General features: G+C 42.0%; 22 protein-coding genes. 7 read left to right on the top strand and 15 right to left on the bottom strand.

Translation table 11 applies throughout. The features are described 5' to 3' along the window. Window positions 1-119 precede the first annotated feature (119 nt). The 3 genes from SC428_RS14050 to SC428_RS14040 all read left to right on the top strand — a co-directional run bounded on the left by SC428_RS14050 (window position 120) and on the right by SC428_RS14040 (window position 3,626). Window positions 120-368 carry a hypothetical protein gene (locus SC428_RS14050; RefSeq protein ID WP_318708189.1) on the top strand — a complete coding sequence of 83 codons (249 nt, stop codon included), beginning with the start codon at window positions 120-122 and terminating at the stop codon, window positions 366-368. A gap of 88 nt (window positions 369-456) precedes the next feature. Beyond that, window positions 457-2,907, top strand: coding sequence for a fimbria/pilus outer membrane usher protein (locus SC428_RS14045; protein ID WP_283126234.1), 2,451 nt, complete (start codon window positions 457-459; stop codon window positions 2,905-2,907). 35 nt (window positions 2,908-2,942) lie between these two features. After that, window positions 2,943-3,626, top strand: coding sequence for a fimbria/pilus chaperone family protein (locus tag SC428_RS14040; RefSeq protein ID WP_318708186.1), 684 nt, complete (start codon window positions 2,943-2,945; stop codon window positions 3,624-3,626). Between the two features lie 81 nt (window positions 3,627-3,707). Here SC428_RS14040 and SC428_RS14035 read toward each other — a convergent pair whose 3' ends face one another. Genes SC428_RS14035 through ltnD form a run of 7 tightly spaced genes read right to left on the bottom strand, consistent with a single transcriptional unit; the run spans window position 3,708 to window position 10,495 of the window. Then, window positions 3,708-5,084: a GntP family permease gene (locus SC428_RS14035; protein WP_070927611.1), complete on the bottom strand. Its 1,377-nt coding sequence runs from the start codon at window positions 5,082-5,084 to the stop codon at window positions 3,708-3,710. Window positions 5,085-5,094: 10 nt separating this feature from the next. Continuing rightward, complete coding sequence (gene denD / locus SC428_RS14030; RefSeq protein ID WP_070927609.1) at window positions 5,095-6,054, bottom strand: D-erythronate dehydrogenase; 960 nt, start codon at window positions 6,052-6,054, stop codon at window positions 5,095-5,097. A gap of 54 nt (window positions 6,055-6,108) precedes the next feature. Next, window positions 6,109-6,876 carry a DeoR/GlpR family DNA-binding transcription regulator gene (locus SC428_RS14025; protein WP_070927607.1) on the bottom strand — a complete coding sequence of 256 codons (768 nt, stop codon included), beginning with the start codon at window positions 6,874-6,876 and terminating at the stop codon, window positions 6,109-6,111. 12 nt (window positions 6,877-6,888) lie between these two features. Then, complete coding sequence (gene otnI / locus SC428_RS14020; protein ID WP_070927605.1) at window positions 6,889-7,668, bottom strand: 2-oxo-tetronate isomerase; 780 nt, start codon at window positions 7,666-7,668, stop codon at window positions 6,889-6,891. 10 nt (window positions 7,669-7,678) lie between these two features. Beyond that, a complete protein-coding gene (locus SC428_RS14015; RefSeq protein WP_070927603.1) occupies window positions 7,679-8,320 on the bottom strand; it encodes an aldolase in 642 nt (213 codons plus the stop codon). After that, a complete protein-coding gene (gene otnK, locus SC428_RS14010) occupies window positions 8,313-9,590 on the bottom strand; it encodes a 3-oxo-tetronate kinase (RefSeq protein WP_318708178.1) in 1,278 nt (425 codons plus the stop codon). The genes SC428_RS14015 and otnK overlap by 8 nt, the downstream gene beginning before the upstream one ends. Next, window positions 9,587-10,495, bottom strand: a complete 909-nt coding sequence (gene ltnD / locus SC428_RS14005; RefSeq protein ID WP_070927601.1) for an L-threonate dehydrogenase — start codon at window positions 10,493-10,495, stop codon at window positions 9,587-9,589. The genes otnK and ltnD overlap by 4 nt, the downstream gene beginning before the upstream one ends. A 362-nt stretch (window positions 10,496-10,857) precedes the next feature. Between ltnD and SC428_RS14000 the strand changes: the two genes are divergently transcribed. Continuing rightward, a complete protein-coding gene (locus tag SC428_RS14000; protein WP_318708174.1) occupies window positions 10,858-11,247 on the top strand; it encodes a YidB family protein in 390 nt (129 codons plus the stop codon). Between the two features lie 70 nt (window positions 11,248-11,317). Here the strand turns inward: SC428_RS14000 and metE are convergent, their stop codons facing one another. After that, window positions 11,318-13,597 (bottom strand): 5-methyltetrahydropteroyltriglutamate--homocysteine S-methyltransferase, encoded by a 2,280-nt coding sequence (metE, locus tag SC428_RS13995; RefSeq protein WP_272581090.1) that lies wholly within the window; start codon window positions 13,595-13,597, stop codon window positions 11,318-11,320. Window positions 13,598-13,705: 108 nt separating this feature from the next. Here metE and metR point away from each other — a divergent pair, with 108 nt between their 5' ends. After that, on the top strand, window positions 13,706-14,662 hold the full coding sequence (gene metR, locus SC428_RS13990; protein ID WP_070927595.1) for an HTH-type transcriptional regulator MetR: 957 nt from the start codon (window positions 13,706-13,708) through the stop codon (window positions 14,660-14,662). Here metR and SC428_RS13985 read toward each other — a convergent pair. From SC428_RS13985 to SC428_RS13975, 3 genes are all read right to left on the bottom strand, one after another. Next, a complete protein-coding gene (locus SC428_RS13985; protein ID WP_070927593.1) occupies window positions 14,562-15,446 on the bottom strand; it encodes a carboxylate/amino acid/amine transporter in 885 nt (294 codons plus the stop codon). The two genes, metR and SC428_RS13985, sit on opposite strands and share 101 nt — an antisense overlap. Before the next feature lie 245 nt (window positions 15,447-15,691). Beyond that, window positions 15,692-17,341, bottom strand: coding sequence for a Na+/H+ antiporter (locus SC428_RS13980; RefSeq protein ID WP_140179026.1), 1,650 nt, complete (start codon window positions 17,339-17,341; stop codon window positions 15,692-15,694). Between the two features lie 398 nt (window positions 17,342-17,739). Further along, complete coding sequence (locus SC428_RS13975) at window positions 17,740-19,092, bottom strand: NCS2 family permease (RefSeq protein ID WP_404826950.1); 1,353 nt, start codon at window positions 19,090-19,092, stop codon at window positions 17,740-17,742. Between the two features lie 909 nt (window positions 19,093-20,001). On the opposite strand from SC428_RS13975, the gene SC428_RS13970 reads away from it, so the two are divergent. After that, the gene (locus SC428_RS13970; protein WP_318708173.1) at window positions 20,002-21,672 is read left to right on the top strand and encodes a hypothetical protein; all 1,671 of its coding nucleotides are present in this window, start codon (window positions 20,002-20,004) and stop codon (window positions 21,670-21,672) included. Between the two features lie 41 nt (window positions 21,673-21,713). Here SC428_RS13970 and SC428_RS13965 read toward each other — a convergent pair whose 3' ends face one another. Next, window positions 21,714-22,904: an MFS transporter gene (locus SC428_RS13965; RefSeq protein WP_318708171.1), complete on the bottom strand. Its 1,191-nt coding sequence runs from the start codon at window positions 22,902-22,904 to the stop codon at window positions 21,714-21,716. Between the two features lie 129 nt (window positions 22,905-23,033). Beyond that, a complete protein-coding gene (locus SC428_RS13960; RefSeq protein ID WP_318708169.1) occupies window positions 23,034-23,786 on the bottom strand; it encodes a sulfite exporter TauE/SafE family protein in 753 nt (250 codons plus the stop codon). A 227-nt stretch (window positions 23,787-24,013) separates the two neighbouring features. Here SC428_RS13960 and SC428_RS13955 point away from each other — a divergent pair, with 227 nt between their 5' ends. Further along, on the top strand, window positions 24,014-24,571 hold the full coding sequence (locus tag SC428_RS13955; protein WP_140179019.1) for a helix-turn-helix domain-containing protein: 558 nt from the start codon (window positions 24,014-24,016) through the stop codon (window positions 24,569-24,571). Here the strand turns inward: SC428_RS13955 and SC428_RS13950 are convergent. Together SC428_RS13950 and ilvN are read right to left on the bottom strand one after the other, a co-directional pair. Beyond that, the gene (locus SC428_RS13950; RefSeq protein WP_070927585.1) at window positions 24,568-25,224 is read right to left on the bottom strand and encodes a hypothetical protein; all 657 of its coding nucleotides are present in this window, start codon (window positions 25,222-25,224) and stop codon (window positions 24,568-24,570) included. The two genes, SC428_RS13955 and SC428_RS13950, sit on opposite strands and share 4 nt — an antisense overlap. A gap of 406 nt (window positions 25,225-25,630) precedes the next feature. Next, window positions 25,631-25,915: an acetolactate synthase small subunit gene (gene ilvN / locus SC428_RS13945; RefSeq protein ID WP_070927583.1), complete on the bottom strand. Its 285-nt coding sequence runs from the start codon at window positions 25,913-25,915 to the stop codon at window positions 25,631-25,633.

Genomic DNA, 25,915 nt, shown 5'->3' with positions numbered 1-25,915 from the left:
AGTGGTGAAAGCTATCGATTGAAAGATAAACGACGCTCAGGTGCCATACCTAAATGAAACAGTGGATCACTTTTGATTGATCGAATTTGAGTTAAAAGTGGATCAGTTTTCGTTGATCGTTGACAACACGGTTATATCAAACCCAAGACCAGCAGCGACTTGGCGTATTAACCAATCAACTCACCGTTGCAAACGACCAATTTTACGGCTGGGCAACGGATGAAAATCATGCTGCTACTGGCTCTTTATTTACAGTGGATATGACAGTTACGCCAACACTCAATAGCTTGCAAGAGACGCAAGGACCGCTAGTGAGTGGTGCCGAGTTAGCGGGCAATGTCAGTCTACATTTTCAATTTGGTATTTAGAGCGTTGAGCTTTTTTCGTTATCCCTTGTTGTGCTGTTTGTCTTGTCATGACGCTGCATAACCTAAATAATAATCCATGGATATGTTTATGATGCAGCAACGGTGGTTTCGTTCTTTATGCTATCCAGCTTTATTGCTATTGCCTTTAACCAGTGAAAGTCATGCTGAAACTTTAGCACCGACGAAACCTAAATCCGCAGACGTGATCCAGTTTGATGTGGATTCACTTAAATCACTCGGCTATAGCGCTGAAGTAGCAGATTTTTTCAAACAAGGCAGTCAATTTTTGCCGGGACAATATGATGTGGTATTAATTGTCAACGGCAGCGCACGTTACCCTGCACTGGTCACCATTGGTGAACACGGTGAACTGTGCGTGACCCCTACGTTGCAAGAAACACTCAAACTCAAAGATAATGCAATTACTGCACAAACCGATTGTGTGGATTTCACCGCTGTTTATCCGGGAGCACAAGTCTTACCTCATCCTAACGAATATACCCTTGATATCACCGTTGCTGAAACAGACTTTGATAATCGCCGTCGTGGGCGTGATTTAACCACTGGTGGATTTGCCCTGCTCAGTAACTACCGCGTTTACAGTATGCAAATGAAAAATGGTCAAGGCGACAATCAAAAATTTTATCAAGGCCAATTTGACAGTGGGATAAATTGGCACAATTGGATTTTACGTAATAATAGTAGTTTTTCTTCCGGTCGCGATAATACCGAATACCAATTTAATGAAACGACCTTAACGCGCAGTATTGTTCCTTTACAATCTCAATTGCAAATGGGGCAAATCAGCAGCCAAGGAAGCCTATTTGCTGGAACACCGTTAAACGGTGCACAGATCTATTCAGATTCTGCGCTTGATAACAGTAATCAGTTGGTTGTTCCTGTCACGGGTATCGCTGAAAGTGCTGCCACGGTGGAGGTCAGCCAAAATGGACGTTTACTGTACCGCACTTTAGTGCCTGCGGGGCCCTTTTCGCTTGATCGCATTAATAACGTGGTGAGTGGACAACCACTGCAAGTCGCGGTCATTCAAGACGATGGGCGGAACCAACAATTTACCGTCACCACCGCCACACGACAAAATGCCAATACTGCATCCAGTGCTTATCAATTTGCCGTAGGACAATACCGTAAACGCAACAGCCGTGAAGATATCGATACTCCACTTGTTGTCAGTCTAGAAGGCCATTTTCGCAAAGAACAAACAGAATATACCGCAGGCACTTTAATATCTGAATATTATCAAGGGATCGGTGGACGCCTTAATCGCCAATGGCTTGAAAATAAAACACTTGCCAGTGATATTGGCAGCCTAATTGCACGTTCGACAGACAAGCGCGGCGCTCAATTGGATGGTAGCCTTAATCAGATGCTAGGCCAAATTTCTATTGGAATATCAGCCTTATATCAAACTAAAGATTACCCTACACTAGACAATACAGTACAAAAAGACACGCAAAAGATCGCAGTTAATGTCAATGATCTTAATAATCAGCCTAACTGGGTGAGCAACCAGCTGCAATCGTCTAGTTCAGCACATATTGGTTGGTCTGATATCGCATGGGGGCGCATTGGTTATACTTTAGGCTACAACCATTATTATGGCGATAAGGCTGACAGTGTGATGCACACTATCAGCTATGGCACTAAAATTCGCGATTTATCGATGAACTTGAGCTTTCAATCAGGTAATGATCGTGATAATCGCGTTTTTTTGAATTTGTCCATGCCATTAGGCCGTAAAGCCTCAGTCAGTGCCCAAATACAGCGTTATCATAATGACACCAATTTAAATACCACCTTCAACCATCGACCTTCTGATTTATGGGGCTATTCAATTGGTGCTTCACGTAATAGCAACCAAACTCGCTTTAATGGTAGCCTTAATGCTACTACCCCATACAGCCAAATCAATGCCAGCGGTTCATGGAGTGACGAAAATACTCAATCAATGATGTTATCCGCCGCGGGGGCGGTGGTGTATGCCGATGGAATGGTAGCCACTTCACCAATCGCCGTTGGGAACACATTTGGTGTGATCCGCGTTCCTAATCAATCAGGAGTGCGTATCAGTAGTATGGGGGGAGGAACTACCGTAACCAACTATTTTGGTACGGCAGTCATCCCTACACTCCCCGTAAACCACAAAACTACTGTCCAACTTGATACGAAAAAGCTGCCTTTAAACGTTCGACTAGCAGCCACTTCGTTTGATGTTGCGGTTGAATCAGGCACAGTCATTTCCCGTGAAATTGGCGCAACGGTAATGAAACAATTATTACTGGGTATCACCTTACCCGACGGTACGCCAGCACCTTCGGGTGCCAGTGTGTTTGATGCCAGAGGGCAGATGATAGGTGTGGTGATGGGCAATGGCAATGTGATGCTGAATAACGAACAAATCGGTCAAACCATCCGGTTACGCATGGCAAATCAGGGGGATTGTATTGTTAGTTACCCAGTCCCTAAACATTTTGACCCTAGTTCACTGTATGAAGAAGTTGCAGCACGCTGTGAATAACGCAGCAGCCTCAATTAATAAAAAAGGAAACAATAATGATGAAAAATGCATTGCGTAATTTAATGATGGGCAGTTTAGTACTGGTGAGCCAATGGGCACACGCCAGTTTTCAATTAGAAACCATGACGGTGATTTTAGATGCCGCAGAGCCACGTAAAGTGTTCAGCGTGAAAAACACCTCCAATTCCCCCATCCTGTTATCCACTAAATTAGCCGATATCGAAGGTGGACAAGCCTTGGCAAAAGATGTGTTAATTTCACCGCCCATCATTCGTATCGAGCCTCAAGAGAGCCAACAAATTAACTTTGTGCTCAAAAATGGTCTCAAAATAACGGATGAAGCGATTTTGAAAGTCTCTTTTCAAGGGATTGGAGCGGTGAAAGAAAATGCAACTAAGATGCCAATTCGACAAGATGTCGCCATGTTGATTGTTCCATCAGACATGACCGTCAGCCAAACACCGTGGGATGCACTGAAAATCGTGCAGTCAGGCTCAAACCTCACACTGACGAATACGGGAAGACAAGTGATCCGCTTAGGGCCAAACATGACAGTATTACCAAGTAATGCTTCTCTCGGCCTAGGCCAATTTTATTTAAGACCGAATGAAAGCAAGACATTGCCAGTCACTGGTAAGGTAGATAATGTCAAAATTAATCCATTAAGCCGTTATGGCTTTAAAATGCAAGTTGAACCGTTAATTAAAGTCGAACACTAATTAGTGTTGTATGATAAAAAAGCACCATTCAAACTACGAATGGTGCTTTTGATTATTGGCAAAATAAAAGATAGCTAACTATCAGAGAACTACATCAAGGATCAGAACGCCCACCAGACCGATTGCCCAAGCTATCGTCGTCGGGATAGACCAGACCATCATCTGCTGTTTAACGTCCTTAATACCCATCATTCTATTCACAACCCAGTAAAGGCTGTCATTAAAATAACCAAAGAATAGTGATCCCATTGTGGCAGCTTGTGCAGCAACCAGTAGGTTAATGTCTGGAATTTGGCTAATAATTGGCGCAGAAATAGAAGCCGCGGTGATCATCGCTACCGTGCCTGAACCTTGAATTAAACGCACTAAGGTCGCAATAATAAACGGGATCAACACTGGAGTGATTGGCAAACTCGCTACATGCTCTGCTAAAATATTTCCTGTCCCGCTGTCGCGTAGTACCGCACCTAATGCACCACCAGCACCAGTTACCAGCAAGATGATCCCCGCTGATTGCAAGCCTTCTTCCATACGGTCGATGACTTCTTCTTTCGTTGCTGTTGGCATCAATGTATACACTGCAATTAACACACTAATTGAAAGTGCAATAATCGGAGCACCAAGGAATTCAAACGTTTGGAAATACCAGTTACTTTCCATTCCTTGGAAGGTTGCTGTTTTCAGTAATAAACCATTCACTGCATTAATAAAAATCAGCAGGATTGGTGTAACAATAGGTAGTACGGATAAGAATAAGCTTGGCAATGGTTTGTTCGCTTTCTCTTCCATATAGCGATCATGAATTTCTTTCAGATCAGCATTGCCACTTTCATCTGGCATGAATTCAGGGTATTTAACCGCTAACCACTTCGCATACAATACGATACCAATCACACAAGGGAGTGCGAGTGTCATACCCGTTAAGATCATTGCACCAATATCAACGCCGAAGATCCCTGCAACGCCCAGAGGCCCCGGTGTTGGCGGAACAGTATGGTGAGTAACGACCAGACCACCCGCGAGTGCAACCCCTAAGGTTAATAGGTTACGTTTACCGTTTTTTGCCAGTGCTTTCGCCAATGGATAGAGAATAACGAAAGCCGAATCAACGAAAATGGGAATACTCACGATATAACCGGTGATCGCCAGCGCCCATTCTTCACGTTTTTTACCTAACCAACGGATAAAGCTATATGCTATCTGTTCAGCGGCACCCGAGACTTCCAGTACCCTTCCCATCATGACCCCTAGGCCGATAACAATACCGATACCGCCAAGTGTAGTACCAAACCCTTTTGTAATAACAGTGACGGTTTCTGCTGCGGTCAATCCACCTGAAATACCGGCAATTGCTGCTGCAATCAACATGGCAAGTAACGCATGAATACGCGTTCGTAATACCAAGAAAATCAGGACAAATATGGCCACCGCGAGGCCAATAATAGGAATATAGGACATCGCTTATCCCCTATTGCTGTGAGCCATGGTGAGTGATGAATGAACGAATGGCATCCGCAAACGAACCATCAGCACGGAAACCCAGACCTAATGCACGGCTAATATCAAATTTACCCGGCCAGCTGGCAACAATACGATTGATCGCTTCGTCTGGTTCAAAGCGGATCAGATCAACCGCTTTCTGGCCTGCAACATCGCGTAGTGCGTCGATCATGCCTTGAACAGTAACAGTGATCCCCGGTAAATTAACGGTGCGAGATAAACCAAATTTTTCCGCCGGAATGCTTGCTGCATGAATAAAGTTATTCACTACTGTTTCTGGGCTAGATAACCACAGTGCTAAATCAGGGGAGACAGGGCACACACTTTCGATGCCATTGAGTGGCTCACGAATAATTCCACTAGCAAATGAAGAAGCCGCCTTATTAGGCACGCCTGGACGGATACTGATGGTTGGTAAACGCATCACTCGACCATCCACAAAACCTTTACGTGAGTAGTCGTTTACCATCAATTCACACATTGCTTTCTGTGCACCATAAGAAGATTGTGGATTAACTACACACAGATCTGTGATCACATCAGGCAATTCACCACCAAATACCGCTAATGAACTGGTGAAAATAAATTTGATAGCCGGATTTTTCTCACGTGCCACTTCAAGTAGTTGACGTGTTGCTTCAAAGTTCACTTTCATGCCTAAGTCAAAGTCACTTTCAGCATGGCTACTCACGATTGCAGCAAGGTGATAAATAATATCGGTTTGTGCGTCAATCAGTTTATCTGCCGCGCCTGCTTGAGTGAGATCCGCCGCCACACAGGTCACTCGCGCATCTTCAACCGGTGATGTAGGACATTGAATATCAGCTAAAACAAGTTGATCAAATTGCAAACCCTGGCTGTTTTTAAGTAAAGCAGCGGCTAGCTGCTGGCCTAAGAAGCCAGCGCCACCAGTGATGATAACTTTCATTGTTATTCTCCTTGAAATAGCTTTTTGTAGCTATTTATCATTAGGTAAGATGATTTATGTTTTTATTAAATGAAGTTTTATGTTCTGTTCTGTTATCTGCTGCACGGCATCAGCTGGTAGATGATCATCACAAATGATGTCGTGCAATTGATTAAGCGGGCAAACACGGAACATGCCATATTTACCAAATTTGCTGCTATCCGAAACCAATACGCAGCGCCGAGCGACATCCAACAATGTTTGCTTTATTTGCACTTTCTCTTCATGTGGAGTTGAAACTCCATGCAATAAATCCCAAGAGCTAGTACTCATAAATGCCACATCAACATTTAAGGTTTGCAGCATCATTGATGCGGTGTTCCCCACACAAGAATGGTTACGTTTATCCACTTGCCCTCCTGTGTGGTACAAATTGAGCTGAGATTTATCCATTAAATACTGCATAATGGAGAAATCATTGGTCACAATTGTTAAGTTAAAACGCTCACCTAACACACGTGCTATCTCAAATGTTGTGGTACCTGCATCGAGGTAAACAACTTGTCCATCCTCAACCAATGATGAGGCAAATTGGCCTATTTCACGTTTGCTGCGATGGTGTAAACGCGCTTTTTCACTCCAAGGTAGCTCTTGGCGTAATGCATCGTTTAATCGTACTCCCCCACTTATCGCAACCACTTTCCCTTCTTCTTCTAACGTGCGAATGTCACGTCTTACCGTCATATGCGATACATTCATCAGTTCCACTAAGTCACTGATAGATACTGTTTGGTATTCATGAACGTAACGATAAATAAAATCACGGCGCTCTGAAGGGATCATAGACTCTCCTGTTTACGGTTGTGCTTTCTTTAACCAGCCCAAACCATCTTCTGTACGACCCGCAGGGTGGTATTCACAACCGAGCCAACCTTGATATCCCATCTGATCTAATTGATTAAAAATCCATGGGTAATTGACTTCACCGCTATCAGGTTCGTGGCGATATGGTACTGAAGCTATCTGAATATGACTAAATTTACCCCATAAACGCTCAATTGTTTTCAATAAATCACCTTCCATGATTTGGCAGTGATAGAGATCTAATTGAATAAACACATTTTCACGGTTAATTTCAGGTAATAAAGCTTCAGCTTGTTTCTGCGTGGTCAGAAAGTAGCCGGGCATATCTCGCGTATTGATCGGTTCAATCAATACACGAATTCCGTGCTCAGCCATCACATCTGCCGCCTGTTGAATATTTTTAATAAAACAGGCGCGCTGCTCTTCTAGTGTAAATTTTGCATCTAGCTTACCGGCCATCGCATGTACTTGTTTACAGCCGAGAGCTTTGGCATATTTCAGTGCCGTTTGCACGCCTTCTGCAAATTCATTTTCACGCCCTGGGATAGATGCCATGCCGCGTTCACCGGCAGCCCAATCACCCGCAGGCATATTAAATAACACTTGAGTTAAGCCGTTCTTTTTTAGCTGTTCTGCAATAGCTTCAGGTTGTTCTTCATAAGGGAAAAGATACTCAACCCCTGAAAATCCAGCCTGTGCCGCTCTCTCGAAACGCTGAATAAAAGGAACTTCGTTAAACATCATGCTGAGGTTTGCTGCAAATTTCGCCATTTTTAATGCCTCATTTTTTTGGATAACGGTTTTCTAGTTCACTAACCTGCTCAGCAGTCAATGTGGTAAAACCTTGCTGGCGCAACGTAATATATAAACGAGCTGTATCTTCTAACTCTTCCGCATTGAAGAAAGCTTGCCTTAAGGTTTTCCCGCCAACCACTGGACCATGATTGGAAAGCAGTACCGCATTATGGTTAGGTGCTAATTTCTCAATTTCTTCACCAATACGGTCATCTCCCGGTGGTAAATATTCAATCAGTGGTAGTTTGCCAACTCGCATCACGTAATAAGGCGTGATTGGTGGTAAGCAATTACGGTTATCTAATCCTGATAGGCAAGATAGCGCCGTTAACCAAGGTGAGTGCAAATGCACTACCGCTTGGCAATCAGGACGTTGCCGATACATCGCCATGTGCATTGACACTTCTTTCGTTGGCTTATCACCATCGATCCAATTGCCTTCTGGATCTAACTTACTCAATCTTTCAGGATCTAAATCACCAAAGCTTGAATTAGTAGGTGTCACAATAATATTGCCATCGGGAAGTTTGGCACTGATGTTTCCAGCCCCACCACTGCTATAGCCACGGTTAAACATCGATTTAGCCCAATCAGCTAACTCTTGGCGCAGCGCCTTCTCTTCACTCATCAAACATCTCCTGTGCGTACTGGAAGAAATTCTCTTGCCCAAAATTACCTGACTTGAGTGCCAACCAATAACCGCTAGTTAAATCTTCTACCCATGGAACCCCTGGTGCGATAGGCGCTCCAATACTTAATTGTTCAGTACCTAGGCTTTGCACGACTTTGCCTGATGTCTCACCACCAGCAATAATGAAAGTGTTATAGCCCTGTGCTTGTAATAACTTAACCACTTCACCAAAGATATTTTCTACCGCTGTACTTGCTGCTTCAGCGCCATAATTTTCTTGGATTTTTTTCAATATCTCAGGGGGTTGTGTGGCATATAACAATGGTGCTAAACCTGTTGTTTTCTGCGCTTGCACCCAAGTGACAAGCTGTTGTGCATAGTGTGGATTCTCAATACATTCGCCCACATCAAGCACTTTTGCAGGTGCAATTTGTTGGTAACACTGAACTTGCTTATTCGTCATCACAGAACAACTGCCTGACAAAATAATTGTTTTACGACCTTGTTTAGAGGGTTTCGCGCCACGCTGACTTCCTGCGCCCCATTCACAACCTGTATCAACATTTGCCAGTGCTGCGCCAAGGCCCGATCCGCCTGTTAGTAATGGCATTTCTTTTACTGCTTCGGCGATAGGTAATAAGTCATTCATGGTTAATGAATCAACCACAACATAGCTTGCCCCTTGTTCAGCCAAGGTGAGTAAACGCTGTTTAATCACAGCACTACCTTGCTGGATGTCTTGCAATGCAATCAGCCCTGCTTTACCTTCAGACTGTTTTTCCATCACTCGCATCAAGTTAGCATCCGTCATGGGTGTCACTGGATGATGCTGCATACCACTTTCATTTAGCAATTGGCCATTCACAAACAGATGTCCATGAACAACTGTTCGGCCATTAATTGGCAGTGCAGGGCATATCAAAGCCTGTTGCGCGTTTAATTGTTTCATCAACGCATCAGTCACTGGGCCAATATTCCCCTTTTCAGTCGAATCAAAAGTGGAGCAATATTTAAAGAAAATTTGCTGACACTGAGCTTGCTCTTTTAACCAACGACAAGCGTTTAATGAGGCATTGATCGCTTCATCAAAAGGACAAGAACGACTTTTCAGGCTGATAACAATCGCATCAACATCCTGTGGTACTACGGTATTTGCATCAGGTTCATTGAGTAACTGAACCACTTTCCAACCGTTTTGTACCATAAAACCAGCGATATCGGTCGCTCCGGTAAAGTCATCGGCGATCACACCTAGTTTTACTGTCATACCATTTTCTCCGGTAAAGAAATGCCTTTGAAAGTTTTGATCACTGCACTGTCATCTTGAAGGCCATAACCTTCATTACTGGCAGAAATAAACATTTGATGAGCTGTTGCTGCAATAGGCAGTGGGAAATTGAGCGCTTTGCCTGTTTCCATCACCAACCCTAAATCTTTTACAAAAATATCAACGGATGATTTCGGGGTATAATCACCATCAAGCACGTGTTGCATACGATTTTCAAACATCCATGAATTGCCAGCTGCATGAGTGACAATGTCATACATCATATCAAGGTCGATACCCGCTTTGGCTGCGAGTGCCATGCTCTCTGCTGCAACGGCAATATGCACACCCGCTAGCAGTTGGTGAATAGTTTTTACCGTTGAGCCAAGACCGACCTCATCACCCACTCGATATAAACGCTCTGAAGTGGCTGAAAAAACCGCTTGTAACTGTTCAAATAGATGAGATGGACCCGAAGCCATAATGGTCAATTGGCCTTGTTCAGCTTTTAAAGCTCCACCTGAAATTGGTGCGTCCATTAATGGTAGTTGGTATTGTTGCAAGCGCTGAGCGATCTGTTTTGTTTGCACAGCAGATAATGTGCTATGCAAGACAATAATCGTCCCTGCATTCAGTTGTTCGACTAAAGGAGCATCACCGCCAAACAGTATCGACTCAACTTGTTTACCATTGACCACTACAAGCAATAGCGCTTGGAGTTGCGGTGCATATTCAGCCGCATTTTGCCCTACCGCAACGGCACCTGCTTGTTTTAAGATTTGGCAGGCATCTTGGCTAAGATCGAAGCCATAAGTTGGGATCTGATTTCTTATTAATGATTTTGCGATCCCCATTCCCATTGAGCCAAGTCCAATGACTCCAACATTGCTAATGACATTTTCCATAACAACCCCTGATGTTGTTAATCTTTGTTATTGGTGTGAATTTTCACACAATAAAATTCACAAACACATGATGACCATCACATTATGAATAATATAAAAAATAAACAATTAAAACCCAACCACCTGATAAATAATCAATTATAATTTTTCACAATTCACAAAACCTTTCACACTACAGTGTGATAAAAAATGTGATATGACCCAAATTGATACTTTTGTGATAATTTGTGAAGGAAACTTATCAATGATTACATTCAGTTGTTAGTAATCGCACCATTTTTGATTGACGCACCGTATAAATTCGCCAAAATAGCCGATTAATTAATTTTTTAGTGGTTTTAGCGCGATAGCAAGGAGTAAAAATGGGTCTGTTCGATCAACTGGTCACTATGGTTGCAGGGGATAAAATGAGTCAGTTTCAATCTGTTGTTGAATGGATTGATAAGCAAGGCGGGTTAGCCGGAGTGGCTGATAAATTTAATCAACAAGGCTTAGGTGACATCATTCAGTCATGGATCGGTAATAGCGAAAACTTGCCTGTTAGCGTTAATCAGCTTATTCAAGTGTTTGGTAATTTAGATATTCAGCAGCTCGCACAAAAAGTTGGGTTTGATCCACAAGAAACGGCTGAGCTGATTGCTAAATATTTACCAAAACTGGTCAGTAATGCGACCCCAGAAGGCGTGATCCCAGAAAATGTCGATTTAACGGCAGTTGGCATGAACATGCTAAAAGAAAAACTGTTTGGTTAATCATCATTAAAAAACAGCAGGTTAGCGTTTGCTTAACCTGCTGTTTTCTTCTTTACTAATAAACTGTTAACTAGCTTTGATATTCATTTCTCAGCTTTTTCGCTGCTTCAACCATGTTGGCTAATGATTGACGAGTCTCTGTCCAACCACGTGTTTTCAAACCACAGTCTGGGTTCACCCATAAACGTTCTACCGGCACACGATTTGCTGCTTTTCTCAATAGCGCAACAATCCATTCGACATTCGGTACGTTTGGTGAGTGAATATCGTAAACACCCGGCCCAATCTCATTAGGATAGTCAAAGTCTTCGAATGCATCTAGCAGATCCATATCTGAACGCGAAGTTTCAATGGTGATCACGTCTGCGTCGAGTGCTGCAATCGAATCCATGATGTCATTGAATTCGCAATAACACATATGCGTGTGGATCTGTGTATCATCTTCTGCAATCGCTGCGCTGAGTTTAAAGGCATCAACCGCCCAATTTAAGTATTCAGCCCACTCATCTTTACGCAGTGGCAGCCCTTCACGCAGTGCTGGCTCATCAATTTGAATAATCCCAATACCTGCTTTTTGTAAGTCGTCCACTTCATCACGTAACGCTAACGCAATTTGCTTCGCAATCGTTTCACGGCTAACGTCTTCACGTGGGAACGACCAGCAGAGGATCGTGACAGGCCCTGTTAACATGCCTTTGACCGGCTTTTCTGTCAAAGATTGAGCGTACTTAGCCCACTCAACCGTAATGGCTTCAGGACGACTAATATCACCAATGATGACAGGCGGTTTTACGCAACGTGATCCATAGCTTTGTACCCAGCCGTTTTGAGTAAATACATAACCGTCAAAATGTTCACCGAAGTATTCCACCATGTCGTTACGTTCTGCTTCACCATGCACCAAAACGTCGATATCAAGCAGCTCTTGCTCTTTAATTGCTTGCTTAATGTGCTCGCTGATATTGGTACGATAATGCGTTTTGTCAACATTGCCTTTTTTGAAGTCAAGGCGCAGTGTTCTAATATCACTGGTTTGTGGGAACGAACCAATCGTTGTTGTTGGCCACAGCGGTAAATTGAAACGTTCACGTTGGCGCTGTGCTCTTACTGGGTATGCGCTATTACGCTCTGCATCGCCTTCACGGATCGCTTGTAAACGCTTAGCTACCTCAGCATTGTTAACTCGCGTCGATGTTTTACGTGCACGAATTGGCGCACTGTATTGTTCTAACTCAGCTATATGCTGTTCTGTTGGCTGATTAAGTGCTTTGCTCAATAGGGCTAATTCAGCACATTTTTGCAGTGCAAATGCAAACCAACTTTTAACCTCTGCATCCAAACGAGTTTCATCATTGAGATCAATTGGGCTATGCAGCAACGAGCAAGATGAACCGATCCATAATGTACGCTGACCTAATAGCGGTTTTACACGCGCAAATTTTTCACCTAAGTCGGCTTTCCAAACGTTACGGCCGTTGATAATGCCTAATGATAATACCCACTCTTGAGGTAACGCATTGTGTAGGTTGGCAATATCATCACGCCCTGCAACCACGTCTACATGCAAACCCTGTACTGGCAATTGCTTGATCACGTCTAAATGGTGGCTGATACCATCAAAATAGGTGGTTAAGAGTAGCTTAGTTTTTCCTGTAAGGGCTTGATAAGCCGTTTTGTACGCCTGTTGCCATTCGGTAGGCAAATCTAGAACTAGTGCAGGTTCATCGATTTGCACCCATTCAACGCCTTTTTGCGCTAAACGTGAAAGAATTTCTTGATATACAGGTAATAACTCATTCAGCAAAGATAAACGATCGAATGATTCACCTTTAACTTTACCTAGCCACAGATAAGTAATTGGGCCAATTACGACAGGTTTGATGTTATGACCCAAAGCAAGCGCTTCATCGACCTCATCAAATAACTGTGTCCATGACAAACTGAATTTTTGCCCTTTTTGAAATTCAGGCACGATGTAGTGATAATTAGTATTAAACCACTTGGTCATTTCCCCCGCTGCCGCTGGCTTACCGGTTGGTGCACGACCGCGAGCCACACGAAACAGTGTATCTAAATCAATTGAGCCATCTTCATTTTGATGACGTGGAGGTACGTTCCCCAGCAGCAAGCTTGTGGTGAGTACTTGGTCATACCAAGCAAAATCGCCAACAGGTAACAGGTCTACGCCCTGCTCTTTTTGTTGCTGCCAATGGCGAGCACGTAATTCACGCCCAGTCTCTAGAAGTGCGGCTTGGTCAATCTTGCCTGCCCAATAATCTTCTTGTGCGCGTTTTAGTTCTCTTTTCAGACCGACACGAGGAAAACCAAGTGTATGATTTATAACAGACATATTGACCCCTTAAAATATTTAGCCGTCTAGATGTTTACACATCTATAATCAACAGGTACTGTATAAAGCACAAGCGCAAATTATTCATTGTCATCTTGAAGGTTTCTCATGATCGAATTAAAACATTTAAAAACGCTGCAAGCGCTCAACCAACACGGCTCATTAGCCGCCGCTGCAACGTACTTACATCAGACTCAGTCTGCTTTGTCACATCAATTTAGTGACTTAGAACACCGCCTTGGCTTTAAGTTATTTGTTCGTAAAAGCCAACCGCTACGTTTTACGCCACAAGGGGAAGTATTATTACAACTCGCACAGCAAGTGCTACCGCTGGTGAAAGATGCGATCCGTATTTGTAATGAACCCGGAGTTTCAACGTTGCGTATTGCAATTGAATGCCATAGTTGTATTCAGTGGCTGACACCTGCATTGCAGCAATTTAGGCAAACTTGGCCACAAGTTTCTGTTGATTTTAAATCAGGGGTAACCTTCGACCCACAACCTGAATTACTGTCAAGAGAGCTGGATATTGTGCTGACATCCGATATTTTGGCTGACAAAGAAATTCACTACACACCGCTATTTGATTATGAAGTGAAGCTGATTGTGGCGAATGATCATCCATTAGCAAGAAAGCCAATTATTGAGCCGCACGATCTCGCTGATGACACTTTGCTAATTTACCCAGTACAGCGTAATCGTTTTGATGTATGGCGACATTTTCTCCAACCCGCTGGCGTTTCACCAAATATTAAAACCGTCGATAACACGCTGATCTTAATTCAAATGGTCGCGGCAAAAATGGGCATTGCTGCATTGCCTCATTGGGCGGTAGATTCATTCGAGAGGCAAGGCTTGATCACAACAAAAACGCTAGGAAGTGGTTTATGGAGCCGGTTGTACGCTGCCTGCCGTGAAGGTGAGCAACGCCAACCAGCTATTGACGCTTTTACTAAAACAGCGGCTAGTCACGCTGTGGAGAACTTGTCTTATGTGAAGGCGGTGAAAGTATCCAACGCTTATGCACCCACAGAGAAGCAACAATTAGGCTCGCTCCAATGGTAAAACTCAGCCAATCTGGATGTTGTTGCCAAATAGCGAAATTGACCAGTAACCCTGCTGGAACCATCATGTTATTCATAATAGCAAGGGTTCCGGCATCCACTTTGGTTGCACCGTAATTCCACATAAAATAACCAATACCTGAAGCAACAACCCCCAGCCATAATAAAACCCACCATTGTGCATGAGTTGTGGGTATCATCGTTTTATTACCAAAGAGCAGCCACCCAGTGAGCGCCACTAGCGTTGCGCCAATATAAAACCATGAGAAAGCTTGATGCTGTGGGATCGGATGAACTTCCATCAAACGCTTATAACCTACCTGACCAACCGCAAAGAAAATATTTGCCAACTGCACAAACACAAGCCCTAGCCAGAAAGATTCGCTCAAGTGATCATAACGAATGATTGCTGCACCAATAACTGCCAACAAAGAACTAAACAAATAGCCCTTTCGTAGCCGTTGACGTTCCAATAAATCATAAATCAATGTTACATAAAGGGGGGTTAACACCGTAAATAAGAGGAATTCTGCAACACTAAGGTATTTATAAGCTTGGAAAACAAAGAAATACATAATACCTAGTTGGCATGCACCTACTAACATATACAGTGCTATGATTTTGGCACTAAAACCGCGCCAACGTAAAAATGGCAGAAAAACGAATGCGGCAAATGCAACCCGTATTAAAACAGATAACCAGCTGTCTACTCGCCCAGCAAGAAATTCCCCAATCAGACTAAAAGACGCTGCCCAAAGCAGCGTCGTAATTACCAATAACCACATGATGATATCGTTCTCAAATAGAGCTTGTTTATCTTTAAAGGTGAATTTTTATTCAAATTAAAAACATTTTAAATAAGGCGAGAGGTTCGCCATCTAGTGACTAGAGAAGAGCCTCTCAACATCGCATCAAATAAGTGAAACGTTCTTTAATCGAACTCGTAGGGCAACACTCAAACCATAAAGAGTTAGCCAATTAATCAGTCTGTTTTTTAATCTCTTATATGATCAGTAAAGATAAACAGGCGCTAATGTTCCTTATCTATCAAAACCGCTTCTAATAAGTCGAGATCAACCAGTAACGATTGCAATGTTTCATTACTGATCTTGCGTGTTGCACGTAAATGATATAATTCACCGCGTTCAGCACGTAATGCGGTTAATCGAAAACGTCGTTCAAGATCTTCAATCAATAAGTTATGGTCGATTTCATCTTGCCCCGCCGTACGCCGACGTAAGTAACCCGTAACCCTAGAAGCCACCTCACTGATATCTTCAGGATCCAACTTTTCATCAACATCAGCAGATAAACGCTCTTCCATCTTATTTAAACTAACAATCGCAACTTCAGCCATTGCAGCTTTTGCCATACGAATTTCATTGATGTCAGCTTCTTTATCACCGACTTTAAAATTATGCAGTAGCAGCGGTAACGCTATCACACCAGCAAAGATTGAAAATAAGATCACCCCTGCGGCAATAAATACCAGTTGATAACGCGCAGGGAATGGCGAGCCATCACTTAAAAACAACGGAACAGAGAGCACACCAGCTAAGGTGATCGCACCACGTACCCCGGCAAAAGAGGCTAGCCATAATTCACGCACAGTATAGTTGGCAAACTGTAATGGTTTTTTCTTTAAGAATAGGCGGCTAAACCTTTTCATTAACCATAACCAGCAAAAACGTAAAATCAGTAAAGCAAAATAAATAACCGCAACCGCAGCAAATAGCATCCATGTTTCAACACTAGGATCCAGTTCTGCTTGGATCACTGAAGTCTGCCAAATTCCTGGCAGTTGCAAGCCTAGCATGATAAATACCAGACCATTAAATACGAACTCTAGCATTGACCAAACGCTGTCCGCACGTAACCGCATCGCCAGTGGTGCATTACGGATCACACCTGATTTGGTAATTGTCATCCCTGCTGCTACCGCAGCTAAAATGCCTGAAAAACCAATATGCTCTGCAATCATGTAGGATGCGAACGGTAGCAATAACATAAAGACGATCTGTGTTGCGGGATCATCACCGCTCCAGCGGCTCATTAGACGTAAAGACTTACTGTATACCCATGTCACCACGACACCCGCTAATAAGCCCCCCACAGCCACTTTGAAGAATTCGATAGTCACCCCTGAAACGGAGAACACCATGGTTCCCATCGCAATAGCGACCGCGAATTTTAAAGCCACAAGACCGGAAGCATCGTTCATCAATGCTTCCCCTTCTAGCACACTCATCATGCGCTTAGGTATACGCCCCTTACCGACAATAGAAGAGAGTGCTACCGCATCGGTTGGTGAGAGTACCGCCGCAAGTGCAAAAGCAGCAATTAAAGGGATCCCCGGCATCAGCCAATATATTAGGTAACCGATCCCCACAACGGTGACCAATACCAGTACTAACACAAGGATGAATATCTCTCGACCATTCTGGAAAAATTCACGTGTTGGTGTTTTCCAACCATCAACAAATAGTAGAGGTGGGATCAGTAATACCATAAATAATTCAGGGTCAAATGTGACATGCAAGCCGAACTGAGGCCATGCAAGCAAGGCACCTATCGCGATTTGAATTAAGGGTAATGGAACACGAACTGGGAGGACTTTTGTCACTACACCAGAAACAGAAACTGCCAAGATCAAGATAAGAATAGTAAAGAAAATTTCCATGTTGCCCTTACTGATTAGCTAAACGAACCAAAACCCAAATATGGCCCATCGCAACAGAATATTTGGTAACTCGTTAGGCCATAAAATTTTTCAGTAGCCAGCAACTCGTGAAAACCCGCAGGTTTTACTTGATTCACCGCCTTATACCTACACTCGTGATACTTCAAGTTGCAGCGTTTTTCGTTAAGGCATCGTGACTGTATTCATTCGCGCCAGTTACATACTACTGTATGCTCCTCGCGACTCATTCATTAGTCGCCTAGCTGCACCTCGAATTATTTAGAGTATATTCTATCGTTAACTGATGCTTAGTCGGGAAAATTATTCAAACTTTAAGATTAATCGCGATAATACATTAGAGGGCGGTCATCATGACCGCCATAACAGATTAAACGATGCTATATTGCCAGATCAGCAGCATAAAACGCCACCAAAAGCACTGCGATAACCACAGTTCCAATGTTTAGCTTACGCCATTCCCCTGCAAAAATACGCCCAATCACAAGTGCTGCAAAGCCCAACATAATACCTGTAACAATATTACAAGTCAGAACGATAAACACAGCACATAATAAACCAGACATTGAATCAACAAAGTCATCAAAATCTAACTTAGACACGTTACTTAGCATCAATAACCCCACATACATCAAAGCCGGTGCTGTTGCATATGCGGGAACCAAATACGATAGCGGAGATAAAAAGAGGATGAAAAGGAACAGAACGCCAACCACGACAGCAGTTAAACCTGTACGCCCCCCAGCGGCAGTACCTGCTGCTGATTCAATGTACACTGCGGCTGGAGATGCACCGATAGCCCCTGCGAAAATGCTACTGACGGAGTCGGCAGTTAAAGCCTTACCACCATCAATGATCTGACCGTCTTTATCCAGCAAATTGGCTTGACCAGCAACCGCACGAATGGTACCTGTCGCATCAAATACCGCAGTCATCACAAGTGCCAATAGACTTGGCAATACCACTGGTTGTAAAGCCCCCATGATATCCATATTAAAAATCAGCGATAAGCCATCTTCTCCCAGAGACGGTAGCTTAAAGAAGCCTTGGTATTTGACCGCAGGATCAAAAATCAAGCCAATGATTGAAATCGCAATAATGACTAACAACACACCACCCGGTACACGGCGTTTTTCTAAACCAAAAATCACAGCTAGACCAGCGAGAGCCATCAATACAGGGAAAGACGTAAAATCACCAAGTGCAACAGGTAAGCCTGCATTCGGGTTTTTAACCACTAAACCAACACCATTTGCTGCAATGAGTAGTAAAAACAAGCCAATACCAATACCTGTACCATGCGCAATTCCCATTGGCATATTACGTAGGATCCAACTACGGATCCCCGTGACAGAAATAATGGTAAATAAGCATCCCATTAAGAACACTGCGCCTAAAGCGACTGGAATACTAATTTGTTGTCCTAATACCAAGCTAAAAGCGGTAAATGCAGTCAATGAAATCGCACAGCCAATCGCCATAGGTAAATTAGCCCATAACCCCATCAGCAATGAGCCAAAACCAGCAACTAAACAAGTCGCAATAAACACGGCGGTAGGAGGAAAACCTGCTTGTCCTAACATTCCGGGAACAACAATGACGGAATAGACCATTGCCAAGAAGGTGGTTAAACCCGCAATGATTTCACGGCGAACGGAGGAGCCGCGCGCTGAAATTTTAAAATATTTATCCAATTTACAATTGGTTGAAGCCTGTTGGCCAGACATGGAGATACCCCTGCTAAACATGACTAAACGCGACCACACCCACTGACGAAAACGATTACCTTTTTAAAAAACAGAACGATCCATTAAGACATGACCTCAGTGAATGGTTCGTGACGCAATCGTTTGGCTTTATTGATACGGGATGGCGGATAATGAAGCGTGCAATTATCAATCGAAATAGGCGTGATGATCAAGTGTTTTCGAGTTAAGTCGAGTGATAGTCCAAATTACCTATAACTTAAGTTAAATTATCACTCTTATTCCTAAAAACCCGCTTGGAATATCACCATCTACTTAAAACTCCCCTAAGCACGGCTAACCGCTAAATGAATGGAACACGAGAAGCATATAGCAGTAGATGAGGAGTAACGAATGAATATAATCACGATGCCTTAACGAACGGTGCGATAACTTGAAGCATAGCAGCATATGCCGAATTGCAGCTAAGCGACACGCGAAGATAGTCGGGAGGAGCATAGATAACCGCGAGCCTCGCGTAGTTCCTTATGTCTTAACAAAAAGCCCTGCAACTTGCAGGATGACGAGTATATTCAAAAAAGTCATACATGACAGAGAATTAAGTGCTTAAATATAGCCATATTTAAGTTCTAAAATAGATTTCATACCCCGTTTAAGTGTAGTTAATAAATATTTTGTTATAATTAAAGACGCTTTTCGTAAAGAATGATAAACATTCGATTTTAATTATTAAAAACTCAATTTTATGAATGACATTTATTAGAAAGCATTTTTCTTTGTTAGCCTATACTCTAGCCATGATAAATTAAATTAAAATTAACTTTAAATTCATAACATTAAAATTTTCCATTGTTGAGCTTTAATTTAATTTCACTAAGATAGAATCCAATTTCAGCAAAAACTATCAATCGCGAATATATATTCACTGTAGAAATAATGCAAAAATTATCATTACCTAAGAACTTGTCATTCATTTTATTTGTTGGTTTTCTAATTATCTACCTTTTGCCTGGTATTTATGGGCATACCCCGTGGAAACAAGATGAAAACTACAGCTTTGGTATTATTCAAACCATGTTTGAAACCGGTAACTGGCTAGTCCCCACCAATGCGGGTGAACCCTTTATGGAGAAACCTCCTCTTTATTACTGGGTTGCTACCATAACCTCTCATCTATTGTCTGGATTTATGCCACTTTATGATGCAGCGCGTAGTGCAAGTTTGCTGTTTATGGTCGTTAATTTTTCCTTCTTTATCTTACTTGCTCGTCGCGCCTTTAATACCTGTGATGTCAATGACAAACGTATTTGGATTGCTTTTGCTTTGTATGTCTGTGCCCCCGGTATCTTACGGCACAGCCACGATATGTTCACCGATGTGGCGTTAATTACAGGAGCAACTATTGGTTTATATGGTATTCAAGGGCTGATACGCCAAGAAAAAATCATTATGTCTGCACTATGGCTAATGATTGGCACCGTAATCACAATGTTATCAAAAGGCTTGTTTGTACCTGGTGTGCTATGGCTCAGTCTACTACTTGCACCCATCTTCCTGCCTCAATGTCGTCAAAAAATGTTCTGGTTACCGGCAATTATTGCTGGGTTAGTTGCTCTTTTATTGATTTTGCCTTGGCCTATTTTATTATACCGCCAGCACCCCGACCTCTTTATCACATGGATTTGGGAAAACAATATTGGTCGCTTCTTAGGTTTTTCCGTTGAAAAACTAGGAGCTAAAGCAAATTTAACCCGTATCCCTTCCGCTGTTGCTTTTTTTGCTCTGCCATCAGGGATACTGGCCGTTCTTTACTTTTTTAGAAATCCATTAAAACGCTTACACAATCCCAATATTTACTTGGTCACCATGTTTCCTTTGTTAGGGATCTTACTTTTACAAATTTCTGCTAGTGGACGTGCACTTTACCTACTCCCTTTTATTGCATCGCTGGCGATACTGGGTACGCATACCCTGTTACGCCTACCTGAAAAAATCTTGCGCATCTTTTCCCATTTTTCAGCCATGTTATGGTCCCTATTGATTATCTTTTTGTGGGCCTGCTACTTCGTCGCTTTAGCAGATAAAGCATCAACATGGCTAGCCCCATTTGGCAGATGGCTCCCCATGAGCTACCAAATGTCATTTTCAATATGGGGATTTATCGGCGCACTTCTCTTAACTACCGTGTGGTTTTCAAGAAGTCTCTTTGTGAGCCCACAGATTGCATTACGCGCTATACAAAACTGGGCGCTCGGTATGTGTATTATGTGGGGAGTGATCTTAAGCTTATTTGTAGGCTGGATTGATTATAGTAAAGGTTTTGAAACTGTATTTGTTGACTTAAACCAGCAACTAAAAGGCAACTATAAAGCTGATGATTGCATGGCTTCCGATAACATTGGTGAATCAGAAGCGCCAATGCTGTATTACTACACAAAAATCTTACATCAACGACAAGATCGTTTCGAAAAGCCTGAACAATGCCGTTGGTTAATCGTCTTATCAAAACAGATTAACCCACCACCATCAGGTATGACGCTATTTTGGACCAATCATCGTCCTGATGAATTTACAGAGAATTTGGTCGTCTATAAGGCAATCGAATAAGTGGAGATTGGGTGTAATTATTGACACCCAATTAATGACGATTAAGCTTCTTGAGCGACCTGTGCACTATATTTACGGCGGGTGAACCATAAAAAAAGTGCGGCAATTACGATAAGCAATAAAGGTAAACCCGATGGGGAAATCGATGTCGCCACTCCTGCTAATAATGGCCCCGATAAGTTACCAACCCCCCATAACATGGCTGCTGCCGCATTAGCTATAATGAGGTCATTACCACTAAAGTATTGCCCTATTTGAACCAAAGCAATGGTATAAATTGCTCCTGCGGTTGCCCCTAATACAAACAGCAATACCCAAATTAAATAAGTATGGGTGATCAGCAGTGGTAGCATACAACTGGCAAATAATGTGGCGACGCCACAAATACGATACAGCTTTTCACGGTTCATATGATCAGCTAACCAGCCGAATGGCATTTGCATAATTGCATCACCCGCTAAAATAGCGCTGATCATCATTGCTGCGATAGCTTCCGTATGCCCCATTCCCATCCCATAAATCGGGAACATAGATAAAATCGTGCCATCAAAAAAAGCAAAAAATAAGATACCGGCGCATATACCTGGGGCAACTTTAACAAACTGAATAATTGAAAAATTCGATTCCCTAGCAGTTGCAGAAATACGATCGCCTATTTTTTGATCCATGATTAAAAACAGAGCAACAGAGATCACATGCAGCAAAGTGCAAATTAATAATGGAGACTTATCTTCAACACCATAATAAGCAATAAAAGAAGGGCCTAATAACTGACTAACCGTAAAAACGGTTGTATAGATAGCAAGAATGCGACCGCGCCGGCTTTCAGGGGATAGCTCATTTATCCATGTTTCACCTAAGCAAATTAATACTCCACTTGCTAACCCTGTGATCAAACGCAAAGGAAACAATAACCATAATGGCAATGAGCTCAACAAAGGTAACAGGCTAATTGCAGAAACGACGGTTGCAATCAGCATGGCTTGTCGTTTTCCACACCAATACACGATGCGTTGGACAACAGGTGCAATTAAAAACATTCCTAACGCAGGGGCGGCAGAAATAATGCCAATACATAGCTCACTAATGCCATAATTATTTAAGCGTAAAGCCACCATTGGAATGCTTAATCCAATCACGATACCAATGACGGCAATACTGGTTGTAATGGTCAAAATAGCAAAAGAAGGGCTATAGCGAAAATGCGGTAAACACTGATTATCAGAGCTCATTGTGATGTCAATTGTTTTCTAGCGAAAACATCCATTTTTAGTCTATTTAATAGGTAAAAAACCTATGATTGTTTTTGATAACCATAGGTCATAGATATTGAAACGGTGATTATAGCATATTTTATATTTTTATAGGATAAAGAAATAGCGATATAACAAGGTAATCCCTGAAATTAAAATAATAATATTAATAATTTTTAAAAAAGCTTCTCGCGATATTTTTAGTGTTATATGCCGCCCTGTCCAAATACCAAGTAGCATTGCAGGAGAAAAAGCTAAGGCCATTAATAAAATATCAGTATTAACATACACTCCCATAACCAAAAATATAATGACTCGCGTTAAAGTACTAAAACCAATTAATGTCATTTGTGTAATGCGAAAGCGTTGCTTATCGGCAATACGACTGGATAGATACATGGCATAAATAAAGCCACCGCTACCAAATAATGCACTAAACACCCCACCCACTAAACTAAAAGGGATCACCAGCACTTTCGAAAAATGTGATTGACCTTTTTTTGAGAAAAATGAATGCAGTACATAAAAGATAACAAAAATACCTAACAGTAAAACCAAGATATCAGGACGTGTTTTTAGCAAGATAGCGGCACCAATCAAGCTACCAACCACCATAAGTGGAATAATCCATTTTATTTCCTGATAATCTGCATTTTTACCATCTTTTATTAGATTAAGCAGCGCTGCTGTTAAATCGATCAGCGCCAATATCGGGACAATCATATTTAATGGCAAATACATCGCTAATACTGGTGTTGCAATCAATGCAGAACCAAAGCCAGCCATCCCAAAAACTAAATAAGCACATAATAACGTGATAAAACAAATCATCATTTCTAAAGAAAAGAAATCAAATGGCATAGTGAAACCCTATAAGAGAGATTTTTACCCACTATAAATTCTTCTAGAAAAATAAAATAGCCTCATCATTATTTTTCATGAACTATTTAAGTTAACGATTAAATAAGGTATTTAAGGTAATTTATTTTCATTTCCAAAAGATTATTTTATCAACAATACCTTTCTGGCATAAAATGGTTATTATGTTAGAATTTACAGCATAGTTTCACTTTCAGGGACAGCAAATCGTGGACAAAAAAATTAATATTAAAATTGGACAAAAAGTACGTTTATTGAGACAAGCAAGAAGTCTGTCATTAAATGAACTCTCCCGCTTATCAGGGATCTCAAAAGCGGCACTGTCAAAACTAGAATCAGGAGATTCTAACCCGCGAATTGATACCTTAGAAGCCATTGCGATCGCACTACGTTTTCCTCTTAGTGACCTCTTCACTCTACAGCACGAAGCTTACCCCTATTTAGTGAAATCAACACCAATGCAAGGCGACTATACGCAACAATTCAAGTTTCGTATTAATATGGGCAATATTTCAGAAATCTGGCAACTCAATATGAAACGCGGTGCTGTCATTAACAGCCCTGCTCATATGAGCGGTACCCATGAACACATTATGTTGCATACCGGCTCATTAATGTTGCGTTTAAAAAACGAACAAACTGTCTTGTTAGAAGAAGGCGATTTTTATGCCTTTAGCTGCGATTTCCCCCATTCCTACTTATGTATGGAGGGGGAACTGAATGCAACCGTCGTGATGACCTATTCACACCTTAGTGATGGTATCTAATCATTAATGTGCTTTGCATCATAGCTAATACGTAGAGTACCTTTTTTGAATTTCATTGATTTAATTGCAAATTGGCAGATTTTCCCCAATGAATCAACATGCGTTCCTCCACATGGTACTTCGTCGCCTTCGCTCACACTACATAAGCGCAGATCTCCTCGTTGTTCTATGGATACACGGTGATCACCCAATAAGCTTTCATTCACTAACTGCTCGATTTGCTGATCATTTAATTGTTCAAGTGGGATCGCATCATCGCTAATGGCACTAAATTCAACGCGTGATTCATCTGGAAAGTGATGGCCTTTTTGTCCTTTCCAACCAAAACGTGCCATTTCCCAACTTAATAAGTGCCCCATTGTATGCAACGCCGCATAATGTTGACGCTTTTCTTGATCAATTTTAGCAGTTACAGATACACCTGCCTTCAGCTCTTCAGCAACATAAGCCACAACCAAACCATTCAAATGTTTCTTAATCCGAACGGGTTGTTCATTAATCCAAGCCGTATCTGCGGGCTGCCCTCCACCTTGAGGATGAAAAATATTATCAGTAAGCGCAACCCATTGACCTTCGTCATCTTGTCCCTGTTCTAGTATGGTTGTTTGGATTTCACAAAGATAAGTTTCAGTAAGATAAAGATTGTTTTGCATGAATAATCTACCTCGCAATGGTGACTTAATAGTACGGTGATGTTTAGCTTGTTATATCACCATTGTTCGCTTTAAGAAACACCAATCATTTAAAAACGAACAAATGTACTTTGATTGTGTCATTTACCCACAAAAAAATTCAACCTACAGGGTGAGTGTAGGTTGAATATTTATACTCTAAATAATTCGAGGTGCAGCTAGGCGACAAGTGAACCAATCGCTAGGAGCATAGAAAACGATGTGACTGGCGTGAATGAACGTAGTCAACAACGCTGCAACTTGAAGTATAACGAGTATAAATACTTTGAATAATTCAAGACGCTGCTAGATGGCAGATGAACAAACCGATGGCAGCATAATCATCACGTATTTAACAAAAAGCACTTCAAATTGAAATCTAACCTACCTATTGTAGGTAGTTTTGCATTGTCTCAAATAACCGCAGATCGTCGCTAAAACGAACCTCTCTAACGTCTTCTAATTTCTCAACTTGATTAATCATTTGCGACAAACGCTCATCTTTTTGTACCAACAACCATATGCGGCTTTCATCTTTATCTTTAATTGGCATACAGAGGATACCGTCAACGTTAAATGCTCGACGAGCAAATAAGCCACAAATATGTGACATAACGCCTGGATGGTTACGGACAATAAGTTCCAAAGCAATAGGGTGATGTTCAAAAACCAT

The sequence above is a fragment of the Providencia sp. 2023EL-00965 genome (assembly GCF_033550225.1).
Taxonomy (GTDB): domain Bacteria; phylum Pseudomonadota; class Gammaproteobacteria; order Enterobacterales; family Enterobacteriaceae; genus Providencia; species Providencia manganoxydans.
Note: the sequence above shows the minus strand (reverse complement) of the source record. Positions and strands in the feature narration are given on the sequence as shown.

Bases quoted from the DNA above. Each gene is read 5' to 3' on its own strand.
- SC428_RS14045 (WP_283126234.1), top strand. From the start codon at position 457: ATGATGCAGCAACGGTGGTTTCGTTCTTTATGCTATCCAGCTTTATTG.
- SC428_RS14040 (WP_318708186.1), top strand. From the start codon at position 2,943: ATGATGAAAAATGCATTGCGTAATTTAATGATGGGCAGTTTAGTACTG.
- SC428_RS14035 (WP_070927611.1), bottom strand. From the start codon at position 5,084: ATGTCCTATATTCCTATTATTGGCCTCGCGGTGGCCATATTTGTCCTG.
- denD (WP_070927609.1), bottom strand. From the start codon at position 6,054: ATGAAAGTTATCATCACTGGTGGCGCTGGCTTCTTAGGCCAGCAGCTA.
- SC428_RS14025 (WP_070927607.1), bottom strand. From the start codon at position 6,876: ATGATCCCTTCAGAGCGCCGTGATTTTATTTATCGTTACGTTCATGAA.
- otnI (WP_070927605.1), bottom strand. From the start codon at position 7,668: ATGGCGAAATTTGCAGCAAACCTCAGCATGATGTTTAACGAAGTTCCT.
- SC428_RS14015 (WP_070927603.1), bottom strand. From the start codon at position 8,320: ATGAGTGAAGAGAAGGCGCTGCGCCAAGAGTTAGCTGATTGGGCTAAA.
- otnK (WP_318708178.1), bottom strand. From the start codon at position 9,590: ATGACAGTAAAACTAGGTGTGATCGCCGATGACTTTACCGGAGCGACC.
- ltnD (WP_070927601.1), bottom strand. From the start codon at position 10,495: ATGGAAAATGTCATTAGCAATGTTGGAGTCATTGGACTTGGCTCAATG.
- SC428_RS14000 (WP_318708174.1), top strand. From the start codon at position 10,858: ATGGGTCTGTTCGATCAACTGGTCACTATGGTTGCAGGGGATAAAATG.
- metE (WP_272581090.1), bottom strand. From the start codon at position 13,597: ATGTCTGTTATAAATCATACACTTGGTTTTCCTCGTGTCGGTCTGAAA.
- metR (WP_070927595.1), top strand. From the start codon at position 13,706: ATGATCGAATTAAAACATTTAAAAACGCTGCAAGCGCTCAACCAACAC.
- SC428_RS13985 (WP_070927593.1), bottom strand. From the start codon at position 15,446: ATGTGGTTATTGGTAATTACGACGCTGCTTTGGGCAGCGTCTTTTAGT.
- SC428_RS13980 (WP_140179026.1), bottom strand. From the start codon at position 17,341: ATGGAAATTTTCTTTACTATTCTTATCTTGATCTTGGCAGTTTCTGTT.
- SC428_RS13970 (WP_318708173.1), top strand. From the start codon at position 20,002: ATGCAAAAATTATCATTACCTAAGAACTTGTCATTCATTTTATTTGTT.
- SC428_RS13965 (WP_318708171.1), bottom strand. From the start codon at position 22,904: ATGAGCTCTGATAATCAGTGTTTACCGCATTTTCGCTATAGCCCTTCT.
- SC428_RS13960 (WP_318708169.1), bottom strand. From the start codon at position 23,786: ATGCCATTTGATTTCTTTTCTTTAGAAATGATGATTTGTTTTATCACG.
- SC428_RS13950 (WP_070927585.1), bottom strand. From the start codon at position 25,224: ATGCAAAACAATCTTTATCTTACTGAAACTTATCTTTGTGAAATCCAA.
- ilvN (WP_070927583.1), bottom strand. From the start codon at position 25,915: ATGGTTTTTGAACATCACCCTATTGCTTTGGAACTTATTGTCCGTAAC.